The following is a 24,573-nucleotide window of genomic DNA, read 5'->3' as shown; positions in this document are numbered from 1 at the left end:
ATGCGCTTATTAATAAAACCTTAAGCAAGACAGTTTATAATTTTTTCAGATTTTTTACCTTAGGAGTTGGTATGTCAGTTGAACAAGTAGCCAGGCAAGTCAAAGCAGATCTTTTGCAGATGCTGCAAGAAACAGTAACGCTTCCCAGAGATTATCAAGAAGGTGTAAAGATACCTGCTCATAGAGCCGACCGTGTTCAAAAGGCGATTCTTGAGAACATCAACAAGATTTTGGAAGGTGCTTTTCAAGCGATTGAAGACGAAACCAGAAAGGAATTTGCGGAAATTCATGGCAATAACTTTCTGCGTAAAAAAGCATTGGAAAAAGAATTCAATGATGCAAAAACGAAAGCACGAAAAGACTTATACAAGAAATTAGCGCTAGTTCTTCATCAAGACAGACTTCAACATGATCAGGCCTTACGCCCTTATTTTGACTATACTGGCCTGGAAATTCGAGTTCCCTTTCAGCTCCTGTCAGCTTTTGAAAATAAAAGCAATCTGATTGATGAAATTGCCAAAGATCCGATCAGCGGATTTGCATCGTCTATAAAATATTTTCTTAACGCATTCAAGTACATATTCAATGCTAAATATCGCTATCCGCAACCCTTAAAGGGCTTCGCCATTGCCGTGGATGGAGCAATTGCAGTGGTCGCTCTGCTCACTAGCCTTTTGTATCTAATCCCGTTCGGTATGATTCATGGGTTGACTTCTCTGATGCGCTCAGCAGCTGCTGGATTTGCCAACCTTGTTACTTCCAGCAAATTGGACAAAGTCGCTAAGGATTATCGAAATGATCCGGTGAACTTCGTAGCTGCTGAAACTCAATACTTGGAAAAAGTGCGCAGCACAATGCTCCTGACAGTCGAACTTATCGCTATGCAAAAAGCCGAATGGGATGAAATGGAAGCACGAGGCATTCGAGTGGAGCGCACCGCACTTCCTGATATTACCGTTGAACAAGTACGTGCGATGACGAGAGAACAGCTTCGCCAACAAGTATTTGGTGAAAAAATGAGGAAAGCTATGGAGGAAAGGGCATTCGAAACCATGATGGCTCAGGCCTACGGAAGACCAGCCCCCGAAATCACAGAAGAAGAGATTAACCGCCTTATTGATGAAGACATTCGTAATGAATATCTATCCTCCACAGGATTCACCCGAGTTAAACATACCGCGCAAGCTTTCGGCAGGGCAGTTTTTGGGCCCCTTCCTGAAGGTTTCGGTAACAAACTCCTTTCTATTTTTGTCACCAGACCCTTACAGTTAGCGCTGTCACCCTTCGCTGTCGCTGCCGCAGCTTTTGCAGAAACACTACGATATGCAAATGTTGCCATGCTCTTGGGAGTGATTACTGCGGGAGCACTCGCTTATACAGCCTTTAACATCATGATTAGCCTCCCAGTGCTGGTAGTTGATGGGATTGCAGCAATTGGACGTGCTTTGACTTCTGGATGCTCAAGCAAAGAAGAACCGGATGTGGAAAAAGGCTTCGGGCACTCGCACAGCAAAATGCCTGGTTTTGGCCCAAAGAACGAAACTGGTCATACGCAGAGCAGTCAGCAGCGTTACGGCTACGATGGCCAGTCTTCATATAGTTCAGTTCATTCACAACCATCTGACAGAAGACCTAGTTCCAGACCAGCAATCGAAGCAGGTGGCCCAAGAACTGCCCCCGGATATACCAGTTAATAGCCGCAAGTTCTCAAAAGCCCCGCTTCAGGGGCTTTTTTTATTAAAGCGATTGCTTAGACAGCTCTGCACATTTTTCTTCCGCATCTTTTTGACATTGCTTGAGACAGTCGGAATTGCTGCCCTGGATGCACACCGACTCCTGACAGTCTCGCACCGTTTCCTGAATACAAATATCCATATCAAAATCGTCATCAGCGGCATAAGCAGCCATCACCAGGCAATTTAAGGATAAACAAAGACAGATTGGAATGAGTTTCATTATTATTCTCGTCGTGACTATCCATTGTTAATAGTAGACGATTTAGAACGGATTGTTTGAAAAGGTTAGGCTTGCAGCCTTTCTAAACAATCATTCGTGTTCTTCCCTCTCCCGACCCTCCTTGCCATTAAGTTAAGCTTAATTGTATATTAAACTGTCATCCCCGCGAAAGGCGGGGATCCATCTCTGAGCTAGCCACAATGTCGACTGAGGAATAGATTCCCGCCTTTCGCGGGAATGACAGAAGTCTTAACTTCATGGCAATGTCTAACCCACGCCCGCGATGACTAGCTGAATTAAATCAATGGCTAATTGGAAACCCGCACCCGCGCCTTTTGCGGAGCTGTGCTGAATGCTTAAGCATTTAGTTGACTATTGATAGTCCCAAAGCACATCCGCTTTTTCCCGGGCAGCCGATTTCAACATATTAACCAAAGGAAATGCCCGATTTGACAAGCTAACCGGCTTTTCTTCTTCCTCATCATCAAAACCCTGTTTTGACGGGGCTTTCCGCTGTTTTTCGAGCGCGGATTGTAACATGGCCAAAGCTTCTGGAATTTGCTCTTCCGTAAGGGCGCCGGGTATTTCGCCGGAATGACCCATCATGCTTATCAATTCCTTAGCTACTTTTTCAAACATCACAATATTTTCATAGGCATCACTGACAAATTTAACTAGCATACGAGTTCTCCCTTGCATAGTATTCAGGCAATCGGCTATTAACTCATTTTTAAGCGCACAATGCTATAGTGAAATAAAGGACTGTGAAATATTCAGTCAGGGAGGATCTATCATGGACGGAATCTCAATGTGGAATGCGCTGGAATTGAGTTCGCAGCCTGCAAGCTCTTTAGATCAGGATCTCGATGTTGAAATTGCAATTGTCGGTGCCGGCATTACCGGGATCACAACAGCCCTATATCTGATTAATGCTGGGAAAAAAGTAGTTATTCTGGAAGCAGATCAAATAGGAGGTTATACGACTAGCCGCTCGACAGGAAATCTTTACACCGCAGTACAGCCACTTTATCAGCAAATAGAAAAAAACTTTGACCTCGAAACCGCTAAAGCAGTCGCTCAGGCTCGGCAAGCTGCTATTCAGTTAATTGAAACGAACGTCAATAATGAGCAACTTAATTGCAATTTTTCTCGCCGCCCCTGGTATGCTTATAGCAATGGGCCGAAGAAATCTGTCTTTGATAATGAAGTCGATGTGTTCCGCAGAATGGGCCTTGGATTTGAGGAAGTTTCTGAGCTGCCCTTCCATTTCCCTTTTCAAAGGGCCATTGTGATGCCAAACCAGGCACGCTTCAATCCTTTACGCTATGTCAAAGCACTTGCGGATAAGTTACAAAAGGCAGGATGTATGATCTTTGAAAATACCCGCGTACTTTCCATTAAGGAAGATCCGGATCCTGTACTTTATACACCGCATAATCAAGTCCGCGCGGAGAAAATTATTCTGGCCACCCATACACCAATTGGAGTGCATGCAATACAAACCTTTACCGCCCCTTATCGAAGTTATGTCTGCGGTTTTAAAATGCCAGAATCCTTATGTCCAGAAGGGCATTTATGGAATTTTGACAGCCATCGTGTATTATCTACCCATGCCGGTGATACAAGCAACAGGCCGCAGATTGTTTTGATTTCTGGTGCTCATCATAAGACCGGGCAGGAAAAAAATCCCGAAAAACACTATATTGAACTGGAGTCGGATTTCCTCACCAGCCAACCAGAAGCCAAACTGGCATACCGCTGGTCTGCACAGCATTATCAATCAGCTGACGCCATACCCTATATCGGCTTTAGTAATAAGAAAACACAAACTGTGTTAATGGCTACTGGTTATTTCGCTGATGGTTTGATTTATGGTAGTTTGGCGGGATTGATTCTTGCTAATTTGATTATTGGCAAAGATAATGAGCTCAACCATTTATTTAAGGCTGACCGTAAAGCAAGTTTTGCCAGTTTGCCAAGCTTTTTTAAGGAAAATATGAATGTTTTAAGTCAATATTTAAGCGACTTACCGCAAATTAAACAACCGCTCGTAAAAGAAATCCGAATGGGTGAAGGAAAAATTATTGAGATGGATCGGGCCAAGTTTGCTGTGTCACGTGACGCTAATAACCAACTTCATGTGGTATCGGCCGTGTGCCCGCATATGAAATGTATTGTGGACTGGAATCATAGCGAACAAACCTGGGATTGTCCTTGCCACGGTAGCCGTTTCAGCCCTGACGGGCAGGTACTGGAAGGCCCGGCAATGCAAAATCTCCCGGTAAACTCCAATTTTAAAGAAGAATAAGGAAGCAGCATGCAATTAGTATTAGTCATTTTGTTTTGTTTAACGGCTTTGGGTGGCATATATCTCGCCAGTTATGTGTTTAGCAATAGGGAAACGCCTAAGGGTGTGGCTATTGCGCATGGGAGTCTGGGGGCTATCAGTATTCTGTTTTTTGTCGTACTGGCCTTTTTCTATTCTTTACCTTTAGCAGCACTTGCTATCTTTATTCTTGCAGCAATGGGCGGTATTTATATTTTCCTGAAGGATATTAAGGGCGTTCCACCTTCAAAACTAATGGTACTCGGGCATGGACTATTGGCATTATGCGGCGTGTTAATTCTCATCCTGTGGATAGTGAAACAATGACCTATGTCAAAAAATAATCGCAAGGAAAACAAGTTAAACTGGTCGGCTTTGTTTGCAGGGGCAATTGGCGGAGTCGGCTTGAATTTTTTACTTAATCTTCTGGCCCTGGCCATTGGATTAAGTAGTTTTTCAATCGCTCAGGATGGGAGTACCCGCTTCTCATTTGCCGGCTATTCTCTATTTTGTTTTTCCGCTTTTATCGCTATGTTTTTTACCGGCTGGCTGGCTGGTAAATTATCCTCCGGGCTGTTGTTGAGAAAAGCATGGGGCATAGTGCATGGTTTTCTGGCCTGGTGTCTGCTGCTAGTATTGACTGTAATGCTGATTACCAACCTTATCCAATATACCGCCTTTCATGCTAATTTCACCTCGAACTTAGTCGGTATAAAAATAAGCGCCAACTCGCCGATGGTGACCGAAACACAGTCAGAACAAAAGGGAGTTTCGGCCATCCCCGATACAGAGAAAGCTAAAAAGATTCTGCGAATCAACGGCTTTCAGACTTTCTTTCTGTTTTTAACAGGTGCCTTGGCCAGTTGCCTGGGCGGCTACCTGGGTTTTGTCCCCGGCAACCTGGGAAAACCATACCATGAAAGCAGCTGATTGTATTATCGATCTAATTGTCGCTGGAAAAGAGAAGGCCTATGTGGTCTTTGAAGATGAGCAATTTATCGCCTTTCTCGATCACCGCCCTCTTTTTCCAGGACACGTTCTGCTTTCACCCAAAACCCATATCGCCAATTTCGATGAACTGCCAATCACGCTGGTTGAGCCATTATTTATACTGACTCAGAGGCTTAGCAAAGCAATAATCAAGGCCATGCAAGCCAGTGGCAGCTTCATTGCTACAAATAATAAAGTGAGTCAAAGTATCCCTCATCTTCATATTCATATTGTCCCCAGAAATAAAGGCGATGGCTTAAAGGGTTTTTTCTGGCCAAGGCAGCGATACCGGAACGATGTACATCTGCTTGAGACGCAACTTAAGATAATTGACTGTTTGAAAGAAACATAAACCAAAGCTGGTTTGTTTTAACTGATTTCCTCGTATAATAAGCCTTTTTATAAATTCGGTGTATATCGTGTCTCAACTCAAAACATTTCGGGCCTTTTTAAACAATTCCTGGAAGTCCTATGAGAATTGTCGCAAAACGCTCTGGTGGCCATACAGCTTTTTATTACTCACCCCGCTTGCAGCGCTGGTTCTGGCATTTGTTGCTCCGGCTTTAATGGCAAAAGCAGGATTATTTTCCGATCATTTTATGGATAGCAAGCTATATCAGGGCTTTTTGCTATTGCTGTTTTATTCAGTAGCCGGCCTGTTTATTCATGCTTGTAATCTGGTATGTATGAAGCATATTAATGGGGAAGCAATTAATGAAAATACGGGTTTTGTGAGTATAAAAACGACCTGGAAAACGGTGCTGATCTTCACTGGCGCCTCTCTAATCACCTGTCTTGGCTTTGCGCTGTCTCCTTTCCTGGGAATTTTAGCCTGGCTGGTTTTTTTATTAGCAGCAACAAGCGCATCCTCTTCACCGACAACATCATTTAAATCAATTTTACAAACCAATCTGCATTTGTACAAAAATCACTATGGCAAAATAATAGGCCTGGGCTTGGCACGTCTGCTGGTTTTACTGGTTTTTATTAGCCCATTAATACTATTTGCCTTGTTTCAGCACACCCCAGTCGGCCTTCGCTTTTTGACTGCCTTGCTTGCCTTTCCCTCGATGGCTTATCTATTTGTAAGACTTCTTCCCTTTTATGTGTTTCTTCCTAATTATTTTTATAAACACATGGCTTGAGCTACAGGGTGTGTTTTTAAACACACCCTGGCATTCCCACATCTCTTTGCTCATTCATAACTCACAATTTTTAAAATTGAAACTATACTTAGCTTGTGTGGAAAAAACTTTATAAAAAAGGATCCATTATGAAGATACAATCTCTAAGTATTTCTAAAGTTTTAACTCCCCTTGCACTGGGTGCGCTTTTGACACTCGGTATAGGTTATACCTCCAGTGCCAATGCAGCTCAAGGCTGCGGCTTCGGTAATCATATGAATTACTGGGGTCGATGCGTGCCTAATGAGCCTGGTCCCTGGGCTAAACCTGTTCCTGGCAGACCTGATTGCTGGGTAAATGATCACGGGGCTTTTCGCTGCTATCGTTGATAACTCTTTGCTCATCACTCGTTGATGGGCAAATTCTTTATTGTTGAAGTAAATCAGAGTATTCAGAAGGGAGAATTAGTGGGCTTACCACCGGCCTGTTATGTACAGGTGGAAGTCTGGTTACAGGCTTTAGGCGTCTTCAAATGATGAAGCATGCTCACGGCCTGCAAGAGCTGACCTCCTGGGTAATAGTTTGAGCGGTGTAAGCCCAACTAATTCTTTCAATTAGATTAGCGCAATTATTGATCGTTTACAAGAGCTACTGTCTTTTAAAAAGACATTTTCAGCCAAGCTCCGGACCAGTTCTTCTGCCTTCTAATCGCGGTAATGGATCCATTTTTGACTTTCCATTTGCAAAATCGGCAATACTGGCGGCCTGAACACTGTCATAGGCCCCATAGCTGCTGAGATGAGTGCAAAGCTGCTCGATCACCGTATAACTGTTTCGCTGGTTCATCCCCCGATAAACATAATCCTTTAACGTACGACCACCGTCTCTGCTTATCAACAGCGTATGCAAGGCCAGGACTTTGGTACCCATACTCACGGCACCGCTTTCAAATAAGCGTTGATAAAACAATGCCCTATTTACACCCAGTTTTCCATGGTACCGGGCGCTGAAAAAGCCATCATGTGCAAACTGAAAACCACTATGATTTTGATAATCCTTAATATAATCCTTGATACCCTGCAATGTTCGGCTGATTACCTCATCAATGTTGGTTTCATTAATTTTTAAAACTATCGCATCGTATTGCTGCATTTTTTTAAAATAAGATGCAGCGATCTTCTCATCATTATAACCAGGTTTCGGCATATACTGGCTATCATCAAAGCCTGGGTATACGATACGTCCCTTTCGTGATAAACGGCCTTCTTCTATGATCTTGTCACGATGCGGGATGACTAACTCAGGAATGATATTTTTGATCATTACCTCTGAAGAAACCCGCTTGGCAATCGGCAGACGAGAAGGATTGAAGTCATCACGGGTCCGGATAACTTCAAGCGTGTCCGCCATATTAATCAGCTGGCGAATGTAATCCACTTCTGGATGTATTGCCGCATGCAGGTCCATAAAGGTGGCTTGATTATCTTTAAAGCGAACAGCATCCCCAAAGAGTTTGGCTAGTTTGACTTTTTGTTCACTGGAAAGTTTTTTAAATTCCGAACTTTTCAGATAAATTTCCCTGAAATATTCTTCGCAATGGTTTCCGCTATCTTCATCCCAGAGGTCCATACCATCACCGAGACGGCCGGTATCATGGAATAAAGTCGCAATCTGAACCATTTCGAGAAGCAGGGCAATATTATTACCCAAGCCAAGTTTCTCACAAATTTCCAGCATGCAGCGATCATAGTCGGCATCATATTTTGTGTAGATTTGATCAATTTGAGTAATCGACTCCATGGCGGCCGAAGCGTGGGGCATACCATGCGATAGTCGAATATAGGTTTCAAAAGTGCCAGCTTCCTTTTGAATGGCAACATCTTCTCGTTTATGCTGTATCTTTTTTAAAGATACAGGGTAAGGAATTTGTAGTTTCCGTAAGTTCACAACGCTTAAAGGCTTGGAATAATAATGGAAATTTGCGTAATGGACTGCTTTATTGATATTGGACATATTCGACAACTCTACAACAAAAGTGCGCTTATTTTATCCCATTTGCGCATATATAAACAATAGAGAGGGTGTAAAAAGGAAACAATTTCTGCTTTTTATTGTTGGGCCAAGGCCCTATAGCCGTCAGGCTAAGGATATCTGATCCCCTCTCCACCGCGCGCAGCGGGGGGGGGGTTAGGGTGAGGGGGCTATAAACAAGGTCGCGTAGCGATTCATTAATCATATTTCTGTGGCGATGGTTTATTGCCACAACAAAATGGAATCACTAACGTGATAAATTTTTTAACCCCCTCTCCCTACCCTCTCCCCCACGCTGCGCGCGGTGGAGAGGGGATAACATTACTTCTTAGCCTGACCGCTATGGGCCAAGGGTCCCACCTAGGTACATCATTTATTACTCATTGACGAACTGCTGGATGAACTGCAGGACATCTCTTTATCATCATGAGATTCCCCGATGTGAAAATCAGTCACATCTTTAATCCTTTTTTGATAAGTATCCGGAAGCACAGACTTAAGCTCAGCCTCCGACAGATTATTAGCAAATGTTATTTCTATCAATCTGCATTTCTTACCAAACCCTGACTTCAGCGTATACTGCTCATCCTGATTCCACTCATTTTTTATGCATTCGCGCCTGAAACGATCCAGATGACGGATAGAGATATACCAGATATGAGATTCTGGCAGGCTGGTTTTCTCCAGGAGATCACAACTGCTCCTGACTGTCTTGGGCAGCATCTCAGACAACTGATTAAAGGTGAGCCTGGCACTAATCACTATCATCAGCCAATGGGAACCATTGGAACGTTGTGCGGGTTGCTTTCCATCTGCATAAATACCGTTAAGGTAAACCAGCTCGTAAGTAAACCTGAACTTACTCTTTTTTACTTCATCTTTAAAGAGAGGTAATTGTTCAGTAGATATAGGCAAATAAAATTTCGGTTTTGTAAAAAATTTAGACTCTAAAAACTTTTTGACCGGCTCAACGGGCTCCTCTGGTTTTTTTGACTTAACCAAACTTCCGAAGAATGATGAGGATTGTTTTTTTGAATACATTCCTTGAAACACTAAGCAGTCCTCCCTTGAAAAAAACAGCAAACTCTCCACCGGTTTAGATGGATGAGCAGGGCTGTCAGTTTTCTCTGCATCGGGTATGAATTGCCAGAAATGGATCGGTCCGGAACTATCCTCTAGTGAACAGTTACTATAGTAGACTCTCCTAGATTCTAAAGGGGTCAAAGATAAGGAGTCCTGATTATCAGAATGTTTTGAAATGATAAAGGGCAATGGCTCTGGAGCTTCCACACCTAATTCCCCTGCATGCTCTCCACAGGCTATTGACTGATTTTTATTATCTTTTACATATTTTTTAATATCATTAAAAGAAAGATTGTCGAAACTTAATAACACAGCATTCTCAGCCAACCAGGTTTTGGATATCTTGCGCATAACGATTGGCATGCGTCTCTCCTTCTCAAATCTATAAAAGAAGGCATTATACACAAAATAGGTAAATTTTACACAGTAATGAAACAATTTAATCGAATTTACTAATTCAATGTCGCTCCATCGTTATAAAAACTGAGTCAAAGCCTTCACCCTATTCACAAAGTTCGGACCAGGATCGGTTTTTGAGCGCTCATATTCTGGATCTTTCTCCAGCCAGAGCGGGCTATGTTTATACTCAAGATATTCATGATGCCCAATCACATGCTCGATTTGCGGATACTTGTTTTTTAAATAGCAAACCAGAAATGCATTCGCCTCTGCTTGTTGCTCTGTTAAATCATCCTTGCCATCAATTCCGCCGACATTTTCAATGCCAATAGCGTAATGATTCAGCCCGATTACATGTCTGGCCATTAAATTATCAGGCATGAGCTGATAAATACTGCCATCACGATCCACCAGATAATGGCTGGATACATTCAAGTCATCCGGAATTTCACTCCTGCGAGGTGAGTTTGCAGGTAAAGCAGGGGGATTAAATACGCGCATAGCGAGCTCAAGACTGGGTAAACAGGTCCAATGTAGAACAATCATTTTGGGCTCGATGTCAATAGAGGAGGAATCGATTCCGTAATGAGTGAATTGATATAGCCGGGTAAGCTCCACTCGCTTGTGATCAAATTGAATTGATTTTTGCCTGATGATTTGCGGTTGGTGGCAGGAAAATGCCTGCAGTTTGGCTGCAAACAGGCATAAGAACAGTCTAATTAAATTCATACACTCATTGAACTTTTTAAAACCTCATTGTTGCAGATTTAGGTTAAACAATACAGTTCTCTTAGCTGTTCAGATTTAAAAAGCATCTGTGTAACAAACTGTATTGAATTTGACATCTCGGGGAGATGGTCTACTTTTAAGTAGTGAGCTTTTTTTATGCTCAGTAGTATTTATTTCTAACAAAATATAACAAGGAGAGTTAATTATGGCTACTCAAAATCATGGCGGTGGACGAGGTTCTAACCTGACTCAGGCAGATCGTAAAAAAGGCGGTGAACACTCCCACGGCGGTCAAGGCAAAGGGCAGGGCTCTTTGAAGTCTAAAGGCGGTAAAAGCGGCAGCTCTAAAAATAAATAAGTCTGTAAACCTCAGAAATCCGAAGCTGTTCCTGTAACTATTTAAAACTTTGAAATCGCTTTGCTGCTCGTGGCTTATTACCGCAGGCTCGAGCAGGAAAGCATTCAAGGTTTTTCTTTTGGTCTATACAAAAGCATAAGACCCATGGTGCTTAACTTCTGTTTCCTGATATTCGGGATATAATTTTTTGAATTCCGTATAACAGTCTTTGAAGCGCCCTTTTTGCAATATCACCAGATGTTCCTGAAGCTCAGAGGTCTTACTCTCCTGCAGACAAACTGACAATAATTTCTGAACAGCAAACAATTCTTTTCGGCTATGCGTTTCATTAAAAAAACAGCCGCCTCGGCGAATGGCATGTTGTAAGCTGCCTATTTCTTCCCTGAGTTTGTCTTCAAATCCTAAACGAGCGATCTGATTGTCGAGTGTTGGGGCTAACTCGGTAACTGACTTTTGGGTGAGCTGTCCATAAGAAGCCAATGCTTCACTGCAAAGCGCTCTGGTACTGCGATTTATTTCCTCATTGGTCTGTGTTACAAAAAAATCAGCAAGACGACTCCAGAACGAAGTCTGCTGCCGAGCATGATACTGCATTTGAGCCAGCACCTGAATGACTTTTGGTGCCCAGACTTCGGTATTATATAATGACCCTTGCTGCACCATTGTATTGAGAGTCGACACTAACTGACGCAATTGTTTTAGTTCCATCTGAAAATTATGCCGATAGCGGCCAGTTAAAACACTCCACCAGGAACCATAGTTTTGCGTTTGCCGTACCAGTCTCTGTTCTGCCAGAAGATCTGAAATAATTGCCTGAGTTAACTGTTGGTGATAAGGATTGGTGCTTCTCATAAATAAATCAAGCTTCTGGGTGAAAGACAAGACATTGATAATTCCCTGTGGATTTACAGCCCCTGCTCTGGCAGGGTCTTGCATCTCATTAGGGCTAAGCTTTATTGATCTAACCCCGGCATTTAATTCATCAGCCAGACGTCTGATCTCAATCACAACCTTCGAGCTGTTAGCAACTCGTTCTACACTGAAATGATAATTACGATGCGGAAAGCATTGTTTTAATTTTTCAGCTACTCGATCGAGTACTTGCTGCGGACTGCTTTTTGAAAAGAACGTCTCAGTAGGAAGAGTTAGTCGGGCATGACTAATGGTTTTAGGCGTCTCTCGTAATAGAGCATCAACCAGTGAATCCAGCGAATAATAATTTTCTTCAGGTTCTGCCCACAATAAACCTGTTTCTTTTGTTTTAAAAGATTCTGGAAGTTTTTTGTTGTCGCCGACAATAACTATTGAAGTATCATAAACCTGTGCCGCGTGCAGCAGGTTATCTTTTCGGATGAACTCACTGCTTCTAATAAGCTTACTGTCAGGGCCTGTAAATTCATTATCCAGGACAATCAGGGTTCCATGTGCATTGTCTGCCAGAAGCGAGCCGGCTTCTGACTCCAGCGGAAATTGCCCGTAATAGGAAGTATTCCATACAGCGACTGGCTTTTGGGCAATGCTTGTCAATTGCTTCATCCAGAACTGCACTGCTTCAGGAGAGGTTTCAGCATTAATTACCAGCGTAAAACCACTCTCTGAATGCTGGTATCTGGGGGTGACCTGCACAGTAAAAACCTGTTGCTGAATCAGTGACATGGATTTATTTCTATCGATAGGCTTTAGCTGTAAATTGGCTTTATATTCACGCCTTGAGCCAAAAGCGAAGCGCTCATCAAGTACAACCCTGGCCTGCAGTTTCTCTGTTTGATCAGGCCCTAAGGTTTCAACTGCCTTTCCGGTGAGAACGACAGAATTGCTTTCATCTTCATCTACAATCTGCAGAAAAACATCTCGTCCTTCCTTACGGCCCAAGGCTTTTGTTGAGATATTCTTAACCTCCAGCTCCAAATCCAAAGGCTCACCAATAGCAACGGTATAAAATTTCTTTCTGGGCAACAATTGAACCGGATAACAGACCCTAATCGGTGATATGTCCGACTCAGCGTAAGGACGAGCAAGCCTGGTATTCATCAGTTGAACACGAAGATGGGTCGTTTCAGCATAGGGCTCACTGCATTCGCCTTTTATGATAAGCGGTTCCCTGATTTTCAAAGTCAGGGGAGCTGACTGATTGTCAGCACGACCACCGGCAGGAATATCTCCCCGCACTTGCCCTGCTCCAGTTTGCTGGAAAATGCTTCGCACAGACAGATCAACATTAACAGGCATCAACTCTACAGGGGAAGACATACTAATTGACTGATTGTGAATATCGTAAACCACTTGCACTGTATCACCCGGCTCAAACAGACCATGCTGCTGACCTGTCCAGTATCGCGGATTAGTTATTTTCAGTTGATAGGGGGCTGTATGTGTTGATTGAATTATTCCCTGAGAGAGAATGTGATACCTGACGCTGCCGTCAATACCCGGAGCACCTGGGTATAAAATTTCTGTTGGGGTGTAACCATCGGGGCCGTCTTTACCGTCTGGAGCATGGCTATCAATAAAGGGCAGGGGATTATAGGGCTCAAAATCCTGATGAGGGTGATTGTGGTGGTGACGGTGGTAGTGATAGTTTCCAGGGTCATCAAGGTATCTTCCACCCTTACCGCCCTTGCCCCCTTTGCCGCCCCGACCATGCCTTCCCGCTCGACCAGGCATTCCAGCGCGAACATCTGTATCGCCGACCAGGGAGAATAATGACAGATCAGCAGGATCATTCACGCAAATCTCAACCTCTCCTCCATTTCCAGCAGGACCGCCATTTGTTCCCTTTTCACCATCCTCCCCTCTCTTACCATCCTGGCCTCTTTCAGCGGGCAGGTAACAGGTCGCATCACTTCCCCAGGCACCGTCAGCTCCTTTTTTACCGTCAGCTCCTATCTTTCCATCAACGCCATTACCACCCCGCGCCGATACTTCAAGACTGTCTTTTTTAGAGATAAGCCCGTTGATACGCTGTTGCCCGGAAGAAGAAGTCTCCACAGTTCCCTGATATCTCACATGAGAAGCAGAATCTTCTGTGAGCGTAATTTTAATCTTCCCCGCAGACTCTCCTGTGTTTCCTGAAACCGATAACTTCATGGTGACGACCTCTTCTTGTGAAAATCAGATGCCTTAGTCAATCGCCTCTTTCTGTTCTTCCTTCCTTGAAATACCCAACTTTTCCTTTAATCTGGCGACTGCATCAGGATCATATTGCTTGGCAGTTTTATGTTTGACAATAATATCGGCAGCGGATTTGCCTGACTGCTGTGCTGGAGAGGGATAGTTACGCTCACCAGGCTGGTTATAATCATAGCTGGAAGAATAATGCGTGTAATGATTATTCGTGGATTTTGAGGGCTCAATGCGGGCTGCTGATGTAATCACTGGTTTTATCGTTTGTAATTTTCTTGCATTGCGAACGCTTTTTTCAACCCGTTTCTTGATCTTTGCCGCGGCTCTCTCCGCTTCGTCTTCGCTTACCTGACTTGTGGCATTGCCTTGTAAATCAACCCGCATTTCACGTGCCTTGAGACAGGCCAGATAATCAAGACGCCGGGTAAAAATGACTACCGCTTCACGTAATTTGCTGCGTGAGATTCCATCTTCTGCCGCTTTGTCTGCATAAACGAGTATATCCTCCATAATCCCGTTCTTTAACGGGCGGATACGCTGCGTGTTATCAAATGCCTGGGGAAACTGTTCGCAAAGCCATATCAGAGCCTGATTGCGTGATTTTTTTGACTGATTTTTCTGTGATTTATTAATCACCGCTGTTCGTGGATGAAGCTCTTGTCTTCTCATTCTGATACCTTGAGTGGATAATGATTAGAGAATTGAAAATAAACCTCGGCCAATCAACAGTCGTTGATGTAATCGCGAGGAAAGGCAGCCATTCTACAAAACAAAAAAATAAAAGTAAATTTTAACTAAACAAAATATGTACTTCATGAACAATAATATTTCTTATTCTTCAATTATATTTTGACCTGGAGGTGCTTGACTGTTCCTTTGAAGTATAGGCCGCATCGCCAAATACAATCCACCGGTATATAATACTCTTAAATAACAGCTTTTTAGATGTTGAATGATTTTGCTGCTTACTGCGGTTTGAACTGAATCCCCCGACAAGCCGCGGCACATAGGGAAAGTTAATTCGCGGTATGCAGCGGACCAGGCATTTTGTTATTGGATTTTCATGAAACCTTGGCACCAAAGTTAGGATTATCATCCATGAAATGGTTAATGTCTCTTTTAGCGCTATTTTTTCCCTGGCTGGTATTATTAATTTATGATAACCCGGGGGGCGCTATTGTCGCATTGGTGATGCAGGCGACTCTCTTTGGCTGGCTCCCCGCTAGTATGTGGGCATTAAGAGTCGTGCGGGAAAATTATAAAGAGAAAAAACGGGTTAAGAAGGCACGCAAAGCTAAAAAGACAGAGATGGAGGCGGAAGACTAGGTCAGGGATATCTCAAACCAGTCAAATCCGCGCCGGCGGAAATCCATTTCAAACAGGGCACTATGCCAAATCAAAATAGATTTCCGCCGGCGCGGAAATGACAAAGTTGAAGGAGAGTAAATGACCATACGGGTGATTGTAAATGGTGCCTCGGGCAAAATGGGACGTCTCGCCTGCGAGACACTCCAGTCCCAGGAGGAATTCCAATTGGTTGGAGGTCTTGGCCGTGAGGATAATCTGGAAAGAACGATTGCTGAAACACAAGCATCTGTTGTAGTTGACCTAACCCGTGCGGACTCTGCCTTTAAAAACGCCATGACCATTATTAATGGGGGTGCTCACCCAGTGATCGGCACCTCCGGTTTATTACCTGCCCAAGTGGAAGAATTAAAAGCAACTTGCGCCAACTTAAAACTCGGCGGCATCATCGCCCCTAATTTCTCAATCGCCGCAGTAATGATGATGCATTTCGCAGCACTAGCTGCTAAATTTTTCCAAAATGTGGAAATTATTGAAGCGCATCATCCGCAGAAATTTGATGCGCCATCCGGCACTGCCATTAAGACCGCTGAAATGATTGCCCAAAGCCGTCAAATTCCGCCAGAAGAAACGCTCGCCCAGGAATCCATTCTCGGAGCTCGCGGCGGTCAGCATGAAGGGATCCCCATTCATTCTATCCGCCTGCCCGGAATTCTGGCCCGCCAGCAAGTCCTGTTTGGCAGTCAGGGAGAAACCCTGTCTATAGTTCATGACAGCCTTGATCGCAGCTCTTTTATGCCAGGCTTGCTGCTGTCATGTCGAAAGGTTATTCAGTTGGACCAGATGATCTACGGACTGGAAAACCTGTTAGACTTCTAGGCGTTTTTATTCAATCCCCTTGCTCTTCCTCAGTTCATTTGGGCCGCAATATCCGCACCGCCCACAGCTTCATCCATCAAGGGGATTGCTGCATTCTTCGCAAAGGCCAGGTCTCTCTTTTCCTTAAGCGTTTTCATGGCAGCACTGTATTTCTCACCTGGAGGAGCTGCGTCTCTCAGTTTAAGAATGGCCTCATAAACTTCCTTAGTATCTTTATCGCGATAGTCAGATGAGCGGCTTCCCAAAATGTAATAAATCTCCGCTAAAATCCTAGTGGAATCATCCTGTCGGCTAGTTGCCTTCTTCATAAAATCAATACCGCCAGGCATAGCATCGACGTAGGACGTTTTATTCCAGAAAGGAATACTCTTACCAAACACATAGCGCTTGTCTTTCCAGAAAGCCGTTTCACCTGTTAATATCTTTATTGATTCCAGTAACTCAACGGTTTGCTGGTTGTCCAGTCGTTGCGCGGCCATGATACACTTGGACAAGCCATTAAATATCAAGCCTTTTTTATGCCCTTCTGATACCTGAGAAGGATGTGCCTGCTTAAAGGCCGCTATTTTTTTAACTTCATTATTCGTGGCATTTTTATCATCGCAAAGCAGAGAATTTTCAAAAGGTTTCATCTTCTCTTCAATTGCCAGTGCAATATCTCTGGGAAAATAATTTGCGGGTGTTTTAATGCCTTCGGTTCCCGGCGCGTTTTCATCAGCAAATTCATGAGCATGCCGATCAACATAAAGATCAGAAACTATATCCACAAAGTTGTCTCGCTTTACTCCGAACTCATTAAATTGAGGCCATTCACCATACAGTTCATAGTAAATTTGCATTGCATCGGTATGAATGATTTCCAATGCTTTCCTGTCCTTACCGCTGACACATGATCCATAACTGGCTGCGTTGATAAAATCAGCCAATAAATGTTCATAGGAACTTAAGGTCAGTTCTCTACCGGTATAGTCCCGAAAATTAGTTGTGAATGGACCAGACTCCAGGGTTTTCTGGTAAGCCTCAATTAATTTCTCCAAAGCCGAGGTTTTGGGAAATACTGACTTCGCCGCATTGAGTAACTCAAGACAGTTTGGATCATCTGCTGCCGTATAAAGCAGCCGTTTTGCCATATTCAGCGCATGGTTTTTAGTAAGTACTCTAAACTTGTCTTTGGGTGCATTGGCAATAACCCATTTACGCATTACATCGAGATACTGATCAGGTACTCCAACCCATGAGGCGCCAATAACAGGACTGATCAAGGTTTGAACAAAAGCGACACTCTTCTTGTAACGCTGCTCAATAATTTCAAGAATTCGTTTAAAATTACGCAGCGCATGCAATTCACCGATAGGCTTGGGTTGCGTCTTCACATCACGAGAGGCCAGATGGCTGCTACGCAGCCTGGGAGTAAACTTCTTTTTTTCGCTGCAGTCAGCATACAGCATAGCACAATTGTGTTCGGCCAAATTCGCCAATCCCGGAATGCTTCTTAATCGGCTCGGCAAAAAATGCACCACATCTTCAATTCGTTCACTTTTATCAAGGGCCGCTTTTAACAGTTTCTGTTCGGCAAGGGGGAGATACACGAACCAGCTTGGCAAGTCACGAATGGTTTTAATGTATTCATCCGTAGTCTTGGTAAAATTCTCACGAAGGCTTTTGCCAAGCTCATGAAGCTTGCCCTCAACCCGTTCAAAACTGTTTCCTTCGGAAATCAATAATACCCGAATTAACTGCCGGCGATTCTCTGATATTGCCTGAAACCACTTCGGCTGGTTTTTGACAGAGCCATCAATAATTGCCAGATAATCGGCATTGCTGAGCGCCTTGGCGTCAGTTATCTTGCGCCACCAGGCGATTATCGCATTATTTTCACTGTTAAGCTGGGTGGCAGTCTGGCATTCCTCAGGAGAGGTGAGAAAAAACACCTGCTGATAATAGGGAAGTGTATCCAGCCACTTGGGTAAGTCAGAAAGATAGGTCTTCTTAATCTTTGCAAGATCATCGATGGTTTCTTTGGAGCAGGCGGGTAATGTATTCTCCCAGTTCAGAATAAAACCTTCCCTGAATTGAGATATTTTACTGAGCGAGGCCAGGTTGTTACGCCCTTTCTGCATAATGACATATTGCTCAGCCCGATTGAGTAAACTCACTGCATCCCTGACACGATAGGGCCAATTCCAATTGTCAATCAGTGAATTCACCAGCATGCCTGTAAAACTGGCTAATACTTCCTGATATTTATCCTGATCGCCCAGCTCGGGCAGCTGATTACTCTGTTTACAAAATTCCAGATATTTTCTAAGTTCTTCAGGCATGCAACTTGAAGGGGTAATTGATTGGTAAATAAACTCAAAAGCCTCTGCCAGAATATCCATCCGGCGTTGATAAATTTCTTTTAAATCAGGTGTCTTTTCGTGTTCCTTAATCACTAAATCGTCAAGACTATCCAATTTAAGCTGAGATTTCAGATTTTGCTTCATTTCTGAAGTCAGAACGAGTCCTTTTTCAACCCTCAAGATTGTTTTTGGCATTTTGCATCGATCCTTGCATGCTTAGGTCATTTTATTATTGATTAAAAAGCCAAACTTAACAATTTTTTGTTAGTATTTTCAAATAGAAAATTGTTTGCCCTTCATTTTTCCAAAAAAAAGGACGATTTTTCAAGTCATTTCTTTCATGTTAAGATGCTTGTTTTCATCAAAGAAAGGTTAAAGGATGACCCTCCTCAATACAAGAGATTACACCGGCTACTCAGAAAGTAGTTTGGAAGAAGCCATTGCCCAGGCGCTCGCCAAGTCAGGCAAGGATCATGATCAGGTCAAAATCATTGAAACCCGAAGCGCTCAGCCTCAGGACAACAAGCGCTATTATCAGGCAACTTTGTCTACATTTAGCGAATATTGATAAGAAAGCCGGCCCTTTCTTCAACAGGAGTGAAAAGATGGAAACTTCCATTGGTCATTTTATTAATGGCAAAATAACCATTAATGACAGTAAAAACACGCATCAGGTTTATAATCCAGCTCTCGGCGAAATCATTGCTGAAGTCCATTTTGCGGACGAACAGATCTGTGAACAGGCCATTTCCGCTGCTGAGAAAGCAGGCAGCGCCTGGGCTGAAACACCGCCGCTCAAACGAGCCCGCGTTTTTTTCAAATTCCGCGAGCTGCTGGAAAAAAATCAGAATGAATTAGCTGCGATCGTTAATCGCGAGCATGGCAAAACTATCGATGACGCGAAGGGTTCTATAGCCCGGGCCATTGAAGTAGTTGAGTTTCACTGCGGGCTTGTCAGCCATTTGCAAGGTCAGTTTTCCGCTGAGGTTAGCACAGGAATTGATAGCCATACTCTCTATCAGCCGCTGGGAATCTGCGCCGGTGTTTCACCTTTTAATTTTCCGGTTATGGTTCCCGTATGGATGATGATACCGGCGATTGCCTGCGGAAATACTTTTTTATTAAAACCCTCAGAGCAAGATCCCTCCGCACCACTTCGCCTTCTGGAATTACTTGACGATGCCGGTCTGCCTCCGGGAGTGGCCAATTGCATTCAGGGTAATAAGGATACCGTGGACTATCTGCTTCGCCATCCCAAAATCAAAGCATTCACTGCAGTCGCTTCTACTCCAGTCGCCGAATACATCTATACAGAAGCCTGTGCACATGGCAAGCGCGCGCATACCTTCGGCGGTGCCAAGAATCACTGCGTCATTATGCCAGACGCGGACTTCGCCCAGGCAGCCCAGGCAGTCACAGGAGCAGCCTATGGTTCAGCGGGAGAACGCTGTATGGCTATTTCCGCGGTAGTTGCTGTAGGTGATGAGACCGCTGATCGCTTTATTAATGAAATAAATCCACTGATTAAAGCAATTAAAGTGGACGCCGGAGATGTGGCAGGCTGCGATATGGGACCTCTGATTAGTAAAGCCCATAAAGAACGTGTTGTTGAGGCTATTTCCAATGGTATTGAAGAAGGCGCCAGACTCTTGATAGACGGACGCTCATTTAGTCATCCACAGCATCCTCAGGGATTTTTCGTCGGGCCGACCTTATTTGATCATGTCACTGAATCCATGAGTATTTATCAGAAAGAAATTTTTGGCCCGGTGCTCATTGTACTTCGCGTGAAAAGCTTTGATGAAGCCCTGGCCCTGGTTAACCGTAATCAATATGGTAATGGTACCGCCATATTTACCCGTGATGGCTATACCGCCCGAAGATACAGTCAGGAAGTTCAGGTGGGCATGGTCGGGGTTAATATTCCGATTCCTGTTCCCATTGTTAATCATCCTTTTGGCGGCTGGAAGCATTCTTCTTTTGGCAATACCAATATGCATGCTCTGGAAAGCATTCATTTTTATACTCACCGCAAAACGGTGACCAGCAAATGGCCTTTAACCAATTTGAAGCAGAATGCGTTTGTAATGCCGACTCACGATTAATAGCAAAGAGAATAAGGAGAGGCCACATGGCAAAAATTGGATTTGTTGGATTAGGCCATATGGGATTGCCAATGGCTATTAATCTGGTAAAAGCAGGTCATGAGGTGACTGGCTTTGATTTACAGACAAGCGCTCTTGACGCCCTGGTTGAAGCGGGCGGTTATGCGGCCAAAAAACTTCATGACACCGCCAGAGATAATGAAGTGATTATTACTATGCTGCAATCCGGCTCGCAGGTCGAACAGGTTTGCCAGGGTGAAGATGGTCTGTATGCGACAGCCAGACATGCCATTCATATCGACTGCTCATCGATTGATGTACAAACCAGCAGGAAGCTCCATCAGCTGGCTGCTGATAAACAACTTCTGTCTCTGGACGCGCCAGTCTCTGGCGGCGTTGCAGGCGCTAAAGCGGGTACGCTGACATTCATGGTGGGCGGCAGGGAATATGCTCTGGATAAAGCCAAAACCGTGCTGAACAGCATGGGAAAACGGATTATTTATGCTGGAAGGGCGGGAAGCGGTCAGGCAGCAAAAATCTGCAACAATATGATTCTTGGCGCCACCATGATTGCGGTTTCAGAAGCCTTCACTCTCGCTCAGGCATTGGGCTTGTCGGCTGAAAAACTCCATGAAGTGGTTAATTCCTCGTCCGGCCAATGCTGGGTCACTTCAAAATATATGCCGGTGCCGGATGTGATACCAGATGTCCCCGCCAATAGTGATTACCATCCCGGGTTTACAGTGGCCATGATGTTGAAAGATTTAATGCTGAGTCAAAAAGCTGCCACTATGGCTGGAGTTCATACTCCAGTTACCGGAAGAGCCACCTTGCTCTACCAGCAGTTTAGCGAAGCCGGATTTAGTGAGCTTGATTTTTCTGCCATTATTAAGGCATTGAACGTATAAGGTTTTTTCTATGAACAGTCATTCAGGCGCTCTCAATTTTTGGGCTTCTGTCGCTAATAAACAAATCAGCTGGTATGCCCCCTGGAAAGCAGTGATGCAGGGGGGCTTCAGGCAGGGATTTACCCAATGGTTTGTCGATGGCAAATTAAATGTATGTTTCAATTGCGTGGACCGGCATTTGCCTCACCGTGCTGAAAAACCCGCAATTATCTGGGAGGGTGATGAAGAACATGAGCAACGGACTTTAAGCTTTTCCGCCTTGCATGAGGAAGTCTCCCGTATGGCAAATGCCTTGAAGAAGCTGGGCATTCATAAAGGGGATACGGTCGCTATTTATTTACCGATGATACCGGAAGCGGCCATTGCTATGCTTGCCTGTGCGCGCATTGGAGCAATCCATACTGTCGTCTTCGCAGGATTTTCCGCCCATGCTCTGCGGCAAAGAATTCAGGCTGCGTCTTGTAAATTACTGATTACCGCTAATGGCTATCAGCGTGGCGGTAAATTTTATGCGTTAAAAGAGCAGGCAGATGAAGCCAGTGCAAACCTTGCATTGAAAACCCTGATTATCCGCTCCACCCATCGCGCGATTGATTTTAACCCCGCTGTTAACTTTTACTGGGATGAGTTGCGTGAGCAGGTTAGTAATGATTGTCCGACGGAATGGATGGATGCTGAGGATCCGCTGTTTATTCTTTATACATCCGGAAGCACCGGACAACCCAAAGGGCTCGTGCATACCTGTGGCGGCTATATTGTCCAGACTACTTATAGTCACCAACTGGTTTTTGGATGCAGGGAAGAGGATGTCTTCTGGTGTACTGCTGATGTCGGCTGGATTACCGGCCACAGCTACGTCGTTTATGGCCCTTTGGGAAATGGCACCACCACACTGATGTATGCCGGCATCCCCAATTGGCCCAATCCATCACGCTGCTGGAAGATTATCGATAAATACAAGGTTAATGTATTCTATACCGCGCCTACCGCCTTAAGAGCTCTTAAACGGGCTGGCGATGAATGGCTAAATGACAGCTCAAGAACATCGTTGCGCCTGTTAGGTACAGTGGGTGAACCTATTAACCCGGAAGTATGGGAGTGGTACTATCAGCAGGTCGGCGCCGAACGCTGTCCGATAGTAGACACCTGGTGGCAAACTGAAACAGGCGCTATCATGATAAGCGAACAACCGCCCTATCAGCACCAGAAAGCGGGTTCTGCCTCCCAGCCTTTGCCAGGCATTTACCCCATTCTGCTCAGTGATGAAGACGAAGAACTGGATGGACCCGCACAGGGCGCACTGGCTATTAAATTTCCCTGGCCGGCAATGGCGAGAACTATTCAGGGCGATCATGAGCGCTACCGCAAGACCTATTTCAGAGGCGATTACTATATTACTGGAGACGGCGCCAGACGAGACGAAGAAGGCAACTTCTGGCTTTTGGGAAGAATTGACGATGTATTGAATGTTTCTGGCCATCGCCTTGGAACTGCTGAAATTGAAAGTGCGCTGGTGTTACATCCTGCAGTTGCCGAAGCCGCTGTTGTGGGCATTCCCCATCCTATTAAAGGAGAGGGCGTACTAGCCTTTGTCAGTTTGAAGACAGGTTATCAAGCGAATAGCCCATTAAAACAGGCTTTAATGAATTTAGTGATTGACGAAATTGGCGCCATTGCCAAACCAGAAAATATTCAATGGGTTACTGATTTACCTAAAACGCGATCCGGAAAAATCATGCGGCGCATCCTTCGACTGATTGCCGCTGGAAAAGCGACATCCATTAGCGATTTGGGGGATATTTCGACTCTTTCTAACCCGCTGGTGGTTGAGGAATTATTAAAAATAAAGATTGAATAGAGACAACCCTGGGCCTGCCCATTAAATTAGAGAGTGTTCATTAAATTATGCCATTACTCACAGGCACGCCGTCATCTCGAACGCAGTGAGAGATCTCCCAAATCCTGGTTTGTGCCCCATCCGGAGATCTCTCACTGCGTTCGAGATGACGTGACACAGTTTGATGAACACTCTCTTATTTTGGTCATTCAAGCGCGCCAACGCCTTCGCGGGGATGACAGCCTAATATACAAGCGGCCCTTGGCCATTAGCCAATCTTTACATGCCTAGTTTTGTTTTGTGCATATCTGATTCGTCTTCTATATCCATGTCAGACTCATGCTCTTCAGCATTACCAATTACTTCCAGCGGTGGGGGCACGTGCTCATATTTTACAAAGGGGCCACTATAAAATAGCGCAGCTGCAGGCTGGGTCAAAGTGAACTGGCTTTTCTCATTTGCGGGCTTTCCGATCAAATGCTCAGAAAATTGCACAATCAGCTCATTCAATTGTAGCTTGTTGAGTGCTCGCAGACGATCCGGATCCCAATTATGACGCTCGAGCGTACGTGTCACATCTTCAATAAGACAGGTTGCAACGAACGGGGTCTTAAGTTCATGGACTGGCAGCATCACCATGAATTTTAAACAGTGGATTGCCCAGGATACCGCTTGAGATGGATTAGCATAATATCCCAGTAATGCGTAACCCGCCACCTGACGTAAAGCCAGGGGATGCCCGAGTTCGGCGGCTATCTGTAAATACTGCCCATCACCTTTACCCAAAAACGGGTAGCCTTTCTGCAGATCAGCAAGTATATAATAGAGATCAGCCGTTCTGGCTTTTTCACCTAGTTTGGCAAGAAGAGACGCCAGTTTATTGCGCATAGCCTCCTGTTGCTCTTGTTTGCAGAGCTCCTCCAGGCGTCTGACCAGATTGTAAAAAGATAGCGCATCATTCTCAGGAAGCTCGTCGATTGCCTTCTCCAGCAGCAGTCTCTCCTCTTCAGCAGGGAGAGGCTTTACAGGGATGGGCCTAAAAAAACTTGAAATCATTCTTCACTCAGGAATTTAAAAA

General features: G+C 44.5%; 23 protein-coding genes and 1 other RNA gene. 14 read left to right on the top strand and 10 right to left on the bottom strand.

Annotated features, from left to right (window positions below):
• Nucleotides 1-71: 71 nt before the first annotated feature.
• A complete protein-coding gene (locus LXA66_RS11085; protein WP_233013233.1) occupies nucleotides 72-1,694 on the top strand; it encodes a hypothetical protein in 1,623 nt (540 codons plus the stop codon).
• 43 nt (nucleotides 1,695-1,737) lie between these two features.
• Here LXA66_RS11085 and LXA66_RS11080 read toward each other — a convergent pair whose 3' ends face one another.
• Nucleotides 1,738-1,956 (bottom strand): hypothetical protein, encoded by a 219-nt coding sequence (locus LXA66_RS11080; RefSeq protein WP_233013232.1) that lies wholly within the window; start codon nucleotides 1,954-1,956, stop codon nucleotides 1,738-1,740.
• 372 nt (nucleotides 1,957-2,328) lie between these two features.
• Entirely contained in the window at nucleotides 2,329-2,637 is a 309-nt protein-coding gene (locus LXA66_RS11075) for a DUF1840 domain-containing protein (protein ID WP_233013231.1), read from the bottom strand.
• A 112-nt stretch (nucleotides 2,638-2,749) separates the two neighbouring features.
• Here LXA66_RS11075 and LXA66_RS11070 point away from each other — a divergent pair, with 112 nt between their 5' ends.
• From LXA66_RS11070 to LXA66_RS11045, 6 genes are all read left to right on the top strand, one after another.
• A complete protein-coding gene (locus LXA66_RS11070; RefSeq protein WP_233013230.1) occupies nucleotides 2,750-4,264 on the top strand; it encodes an FAD-dependent oxidoreductase in 1,515 nt (504 codons plus the stop codon).
• Between the two features lie 9 nt (nucleotides 4,265-4,273).
• The gene (locus LXA66_RS11065; RefSeq protein ID WP_133140855.1) at nucleotides 4,274-4,609 is read left to right on the top strand and encodes a hypothetical protein; all 336 of its coding nucleotides are present in this window, start codon (nucleotides 4,274-4,276) and stop codon (nucleotides 4,607-4,609) included.
• A 3-nt stretch (nucleotides 4,610-4,612) separates the two neighbouring features.
• Nucleotides 4,613-5,212 carry a hypothetical protein gene (locus tag LXA66_RS11060; RefSeq protein ID WP_233013229.1) on the top strand — a complete coding sequence of 200 codons (600 nt, stop codon included), beginning with the start codon at nucleotides 4,613-4,615 and terminating at the stop codon, nucleotides 5,210-5,212.
• Nucleotides 5,199-5,624 (top strand): HIT family protein, encoded by a 426-nt coding sequence (locus tag LXA66_RS11055; protein ID WP_233013228.1) that lies wholly within the window; start codon nucleotides 5,199-5,201, stop codon nucleotides 5,622-5,624. The genes LXA66_RS11060 and LXA66_RS11055 overlap by 14 nt, the downstream gene beginning before the upstream one ends.
• 67 nt (nucleotides 5,625-5,691) lie before the next feature.
• Nucleotides 5,692-6,417 (top strand): hypothetical protein, encoded by a 726-nt coding sequence (locus tag LXA66_RS11050; protein WP_233013227.1) that lies wholly within the window; start codon nucleotides 5,692-5,694, stop codon nucleotides 6,415-6,417.
• A gap of 128 nt (nucleotides 6,418-6,545) precedes the next feature.
• Nucleotides 6,546-6,785, top strand: coding sequence for a GCG_CRPN prefix-to-repeats domain-containing protein (locus tag LXA66_RS11045; RefSeq protein ID WP_112218979.1), 240 nt, complete (start codon nucleotides 6,546-6,548; stop codon nucleotides 6,783-6,785).
• 65 nt (nucleotides 6,786-6,850) lie between these two features.
• Here LXA66_RS11045 and ssrS read toward each other — a convergent pair.
• The 4 genes from ssrS to LXA66_RS11025 all read right to left on the bottom strand — a co-directional run bounded on the left by ssrS (nucleotide 6,851) and on the right by LXA66_RS11025 (nucleotide 10,638).
• Nucleotides 6,851-7,008, bottom strand: a non-coding RNA gene (gene ssrS / locus LXA66_RS11040) — 6S RNA.
• A gap of 60 nt (nucleotides 7,009-7,068) precedes the next feature.
• Nucleotides 7,069-8,409 (bottom strand): hypothetical protein, encoded by a 1,341-nt coding sequence (locus LXA66_RS11035; protein ID WP_233013226.1) that lies wholly within the window; start codon nucleotides 8,407-8,409, stop codon nucleotides 7,069-7,071.
• A 387-nt stretch (nucleotides 8,410-8,796) separates the two neighbouring features.
• On the bottom strand, nucleotides 8,797-9,873 hold the full coding sequence (locus LXA66_RS11030; RefSeq protein WP_233013225.1) for a hypothetical protein: 1,077 nt from the start codon (nucleotides 9,871-9,873) through the stop codon (nucleotides 8,797-8,799).
• A gap of 111 nt (nucleotides 9,874-9,984) precedes the next feature.
• Nucleotides 9,985-10,638, bottom strand: a complete 654-nt coding sequence (locus tag LXA66_RS11025) for an N-acetylmuramoyl-L-alanine amidase (RefSeq protein ID WP_233013224.1) — start codon at nucleotides 10,636-10,638, stop codon at nucleotides 9,985-9,987.
• Between the two features lie 205 nt (nucleotides 10,639-10,843).
• Here LXA66_RS11025 and LXA66_RS11020 point away from each other — a divergent pair, with 205 nt between their 5' ends.
• Nucleotides 10,844-10,996: a hypothetical protein gene (locus LXA66_RS11020; RefSeq protein ID WP_157072317.1), complete on the top strand. Its 153-nt coding sequence runs from the start codon at nucleotides 10,844-10,846 to the stop codon at nucleotides 10,994-10,996.
• A 123-nt stretch (nucleotides 10,997-11,119) separates the two neighbouring features.
• Here LXA66_RS11020 and LXA66_RS11015 read toward each other — a convergent pair whose 3' ends face one another.
• A complete protein-coding gene (locus LXA66_RS11015; protein ID WP_233013223.1) occupies nucleotides 11,120-14,083 on the bottom strand; it encodes a hypothetical protein in 2,964 nt (987 codons plus the stop codon).
• Nucleotides 14,084-14,116: 33 nt separating this feature from the next.
• Nucleotides 14,117-14,788: a ProQ/FinO family protein gene (locus tag LXA66_RS11010; protein ID WP_133140863.1), complete on the bottom strand. Its 672-nt coding sequence runs from the start codon at nucleotides 14,786-14,788 to the stop codon at nucleotides 14,117-14,119.
• A gap of 429 nt (nucleotides 14,789-15,217) precedes the next feature.
• Between LXA66_RS11010 and LXA66_RS11005 the strand changes: the two genes are divergently transcribed.
• Together LXA66_RS11005 and dapB are read left to right on the top strand one after the other, a co-directional pair.
• Nucleotides 15,218-15,445: a hypothetical protein gene (locus LXA66_RS11005; RefSeq protein WP_233013222.1), complete on the top strand. Its 228-nt coding sequence runs from the start codon at nucleotides 15,218-15,220 to the stop codon at nucleotides 15,443-15,445.
• 120 nt (nucleotides 15,446-15,565) lie between these two features.
• On the top strand, nucleotides 15,566-16,303 hold the full coding sequence (gene dapB / locus LXA66_RS11000; RefSeq protein ID WP_233013221.1) for a 4-hydroxy-tetrahydrodipicolinate reductase: 738 nt from the start codon (nucleotides 15,566-15,568) through the stop codon (nucleotides 16,301-16,303).
• Between the two features lie 29 nt (nucleotides 16,304-16,332).
• Here the strand turns inward: dapB and LXA66_RS10995 are convergent, their stop codons facing one another.
• Nucleotides 16,333-18,840 carry a hypothetical protein gene (locus LXA66_RS10995; protein WP_233013220.1) on the bottom strand — a complete coding sequence of 836 codons (2,508 nt, stop codon included), beginning with the start codon at nucleotides 18,838-18,840 and terminating at the stop codon, nucleotides 16,333-16,335.
• Between the two features lie 184 nt (nucleotides 18,841-19,024).
• Here LXA66_RS10995 and LXA66_RS10990 point away from each other — a divergent pair, with 184 nt between their 5' ends.
• Genes LXA66_RS10990 through acs form a run of 4 tightly spaced genes read left to right on the top strand, consistent with a single transcriptional unit; the run spans nucleotide 19,025 to nucleotide 23,516 of the window.
• Nucleotides 19,025-19,213, top strand: coding sequence for a hypothetical protein (locus LXA66_RS10990; RefSeq protein WP_112218970.1), 189 nt, complete (start codon nucleotides 19,025-19,027; stop codon nucleotides 19,211-19,213).
• A 37-nt stretch (nucleotides 19,214-19,250) separates the two neighbouring features.
• On the top strand, nucleotides 19,251-20,750 hold the full coding sequence (locus LXA66_RS10985; RefSeq protein WP_233013219.1) for a CoA-acylating methylmalonate-semialdehyde dehydrogenase: 1,500 nt from the start codon (nucleotides 19,251-19,253) through the stop codon (nucleotides 20,748-20,750).
• Nucleotides 20,751-20,776: 26 nt separating this feature from the next.
• Nucleotides 20,777-21,658, top strand: coding sequence for a 3-hydroxyisobutyrate dehydrogenase (mmsB, locus tag LXA66_RS10980; protein WP_233013218.1), 882 nt, complete (start codon nucleotides 20,777-20,779; stop codon nucleotides 21,656-21,658).
• 10 nt (nucleotides 21,659-21,668) lie between these two features.
• On the top strand, nucleotides 21,669-23,516 hold the full coding sequence (gene acs / locus LXA66_RS10975) for an acetate--CoA ligase (protein WP_233013217.1): 1,848 nt from the start codon (nucleotides 21,669-21,671) through the stop codon (nucleotides 23,514-23,516).
• 258 nt (nucleotides 23,517-23,774) lie between these two features.
• Here the strand turns inward: acs and LXA66_RS10970 are convergent, their stop codons facing one another.
• Nucleotides 23,775-24,551: a hypothetical protein gene (locus tag LXA66_RS10970; RefSeq protein ID WP_233013216.1), complete on the bottom strand. Its 777-nt coding sequence runs from the start codon at nucleotides 24,549-24,551 to the stop codon at nucleotides 23,775-23,777.
• Nucleotides 24,552-24,573: the final 22 nt, after the last annotated feature.

It is taken from the genome of Legionella sp. 16cNR16C, assembly GCF_021297775.1.
GTDB classification, from domain to species: domain Bacteria; phylum Pseudomonadota; class Gammaproteobacteria; order Legionellales; family Legionellaceae; genus Legionella_C; species Legionella_C quinlivanii_A.
This window is presented reverse-complemented; position numbering and strand designations above follow the sequence as displayed.

Bases quoted from the DNA above. Each gene is read 5' to 3' on its own strand.
- LXA66_RS11085 (WP_233013233.1), top strand. From the start codon at position 72: ATGTCAGTTGAACAAGTAGCCAGGCAAGTCAAAGCAGATCTTTTGCAG.
- LXA66_RS11080 (WP_233013232.1), bottom strand. From the start codon at position 1,956: ATGAAACTCATTCCAATCTGTCTTTGTTTATCCTTAAATTGCCTGGTG.
- LXA66_RS11075 (WP_233013231.1), bottom strand. From the start codon at position 2,637: ATGCTAGTTAAATTTGTCAGTGATGCCTATGAAAATATTGTGATGTTT.
- LXA66_RS11070 (WP_233013230.1), top strand. From the start codon at position 2,750: ATGGACGGAATCTCAATGTGGAATGCGCTGGAATTGAGTTCGCAGCCT.
- LXA66_RS11065 (WP_133140855.1), top strand. From the start codon at position 4,274: ATGCAATTAGTATTAGTCATTTTGTTTTGTTTAACGGCTTTGGGTGGC.
- LXA66_RS11060 (WP_233013229.1), top strand. From the start codon at position 4,613: ATGTCAAAAAATAATCGCAAGGAAAACAAGTTAAACTGGTCGGCTTTG.
- LXA66_RS11055 (WP_233013228.1), top strand. From the start codon at position 5,199: ATGAAAGCAGCTGATTGTATTATCGATCTAATTGTCGCTGGAAAAGAG.
- LXA66_RS11045 (WP_112218979.1), top strand. From the start codon at position 6,546: ATGAAGATACAATCTCTAAGTATTTCTAAAGTTTTAACTCCCCTTGCA.
- LXA66_RS11035 (WP_233013226.1), bottom strand. From the start codon at position 8,409: ATGTCCAATATCAATAAAGCAGTCCATTACGCAAATTTCCATTATTAT.
- LXA66_RS11030 (WP_233013225.1), bottom strand. From the start codon at position 9,873: ATGCCAATCGTTATGCGCAAGATATCCAAAACCTGGTTGGCTGAGAAT.
- LXA66_RS11025 (WP_233013224.1), bottom strand. From the start codon at position 10,638: ATGAATTTAATTAGACTGTTCTTATGCCTGTTTGCAGCCAAACTGCAG.
- LXA66_RS11020 (WP_157072317.1), top strand. From the start codon at position 10,844: ATGGCTACTCAAAATCATGGCGGTGGACGAGGTTCTAACCTGACTCAG.
- LXA66_RS11015 (WP_233013223.1), bottom strand. From the start codon at position 14,083: ATGAAGTTATCGGTTTCAGGAAACACAGGAGAGTCTGCGGGGAAGATT.
- LXA66_RS11010 (WP_133140863.1), bottom strand. From the start codon at position 14,788: ATGAGAAGACAAGAGCTTCATCCACGAACAGCGGTGATTAATAAATCA.
- LXA66_RS11005 (WP_233013222.1), top strand. From the start codon at position 15,218: ATGAAATGGTTAATGTCTCTTTTAGCGCTATTTTTTCCCTGGCTGGTA.
- dapB (WP_233013221.1), top strand. From the start codon at position 15,566: ATGACCATACGGGTGATTGTAAATGGTGCCTCGGGCAAAATGGGACGT.
- LXA66_RS10995 (WP_233013220.1), bottom strand. From the start codon at position 18,840: ATGCCAAAAACAATCTTGAGGGTTGAAAAAGGACTCGTTCTGACTTCA.
- LXA66_RS10990 (WP_112218970.1), top strand. From the start codon at position 19,025: ATGACCCTCCTCAATACAAGAGATTACACCGGCTACTCAGAAAGTAGT.
- LXA66_RS10985 (WP_233013219.1), top strand. From the start codon at position 19,251: ATGGAAACTTCCATTGGTCATTTTATTAATGGCAAAATAACCATTAAT.
- mmsB (WP_233013218.1), top strand. From the start codon at position 20,777: ATGGCAAAAATTGGATTTGTTGGATTAGGCCATATGGGATTGCCAATG.
- acs (WP_233013217.1), top strand. From the start codon at position 21,669: ATGAACAGTCATTCAGGCGCTCTCAATTTTTGGGCTTCTGTCGCTAAT.
- LXA66_RS10970 (WP_233013216.1), bottom strand. From the start codon at position 24,551: ATGATTTCAAGTTTTTTTAGGCCCATCCCTGTAAAGCCTCTCCCTGCT.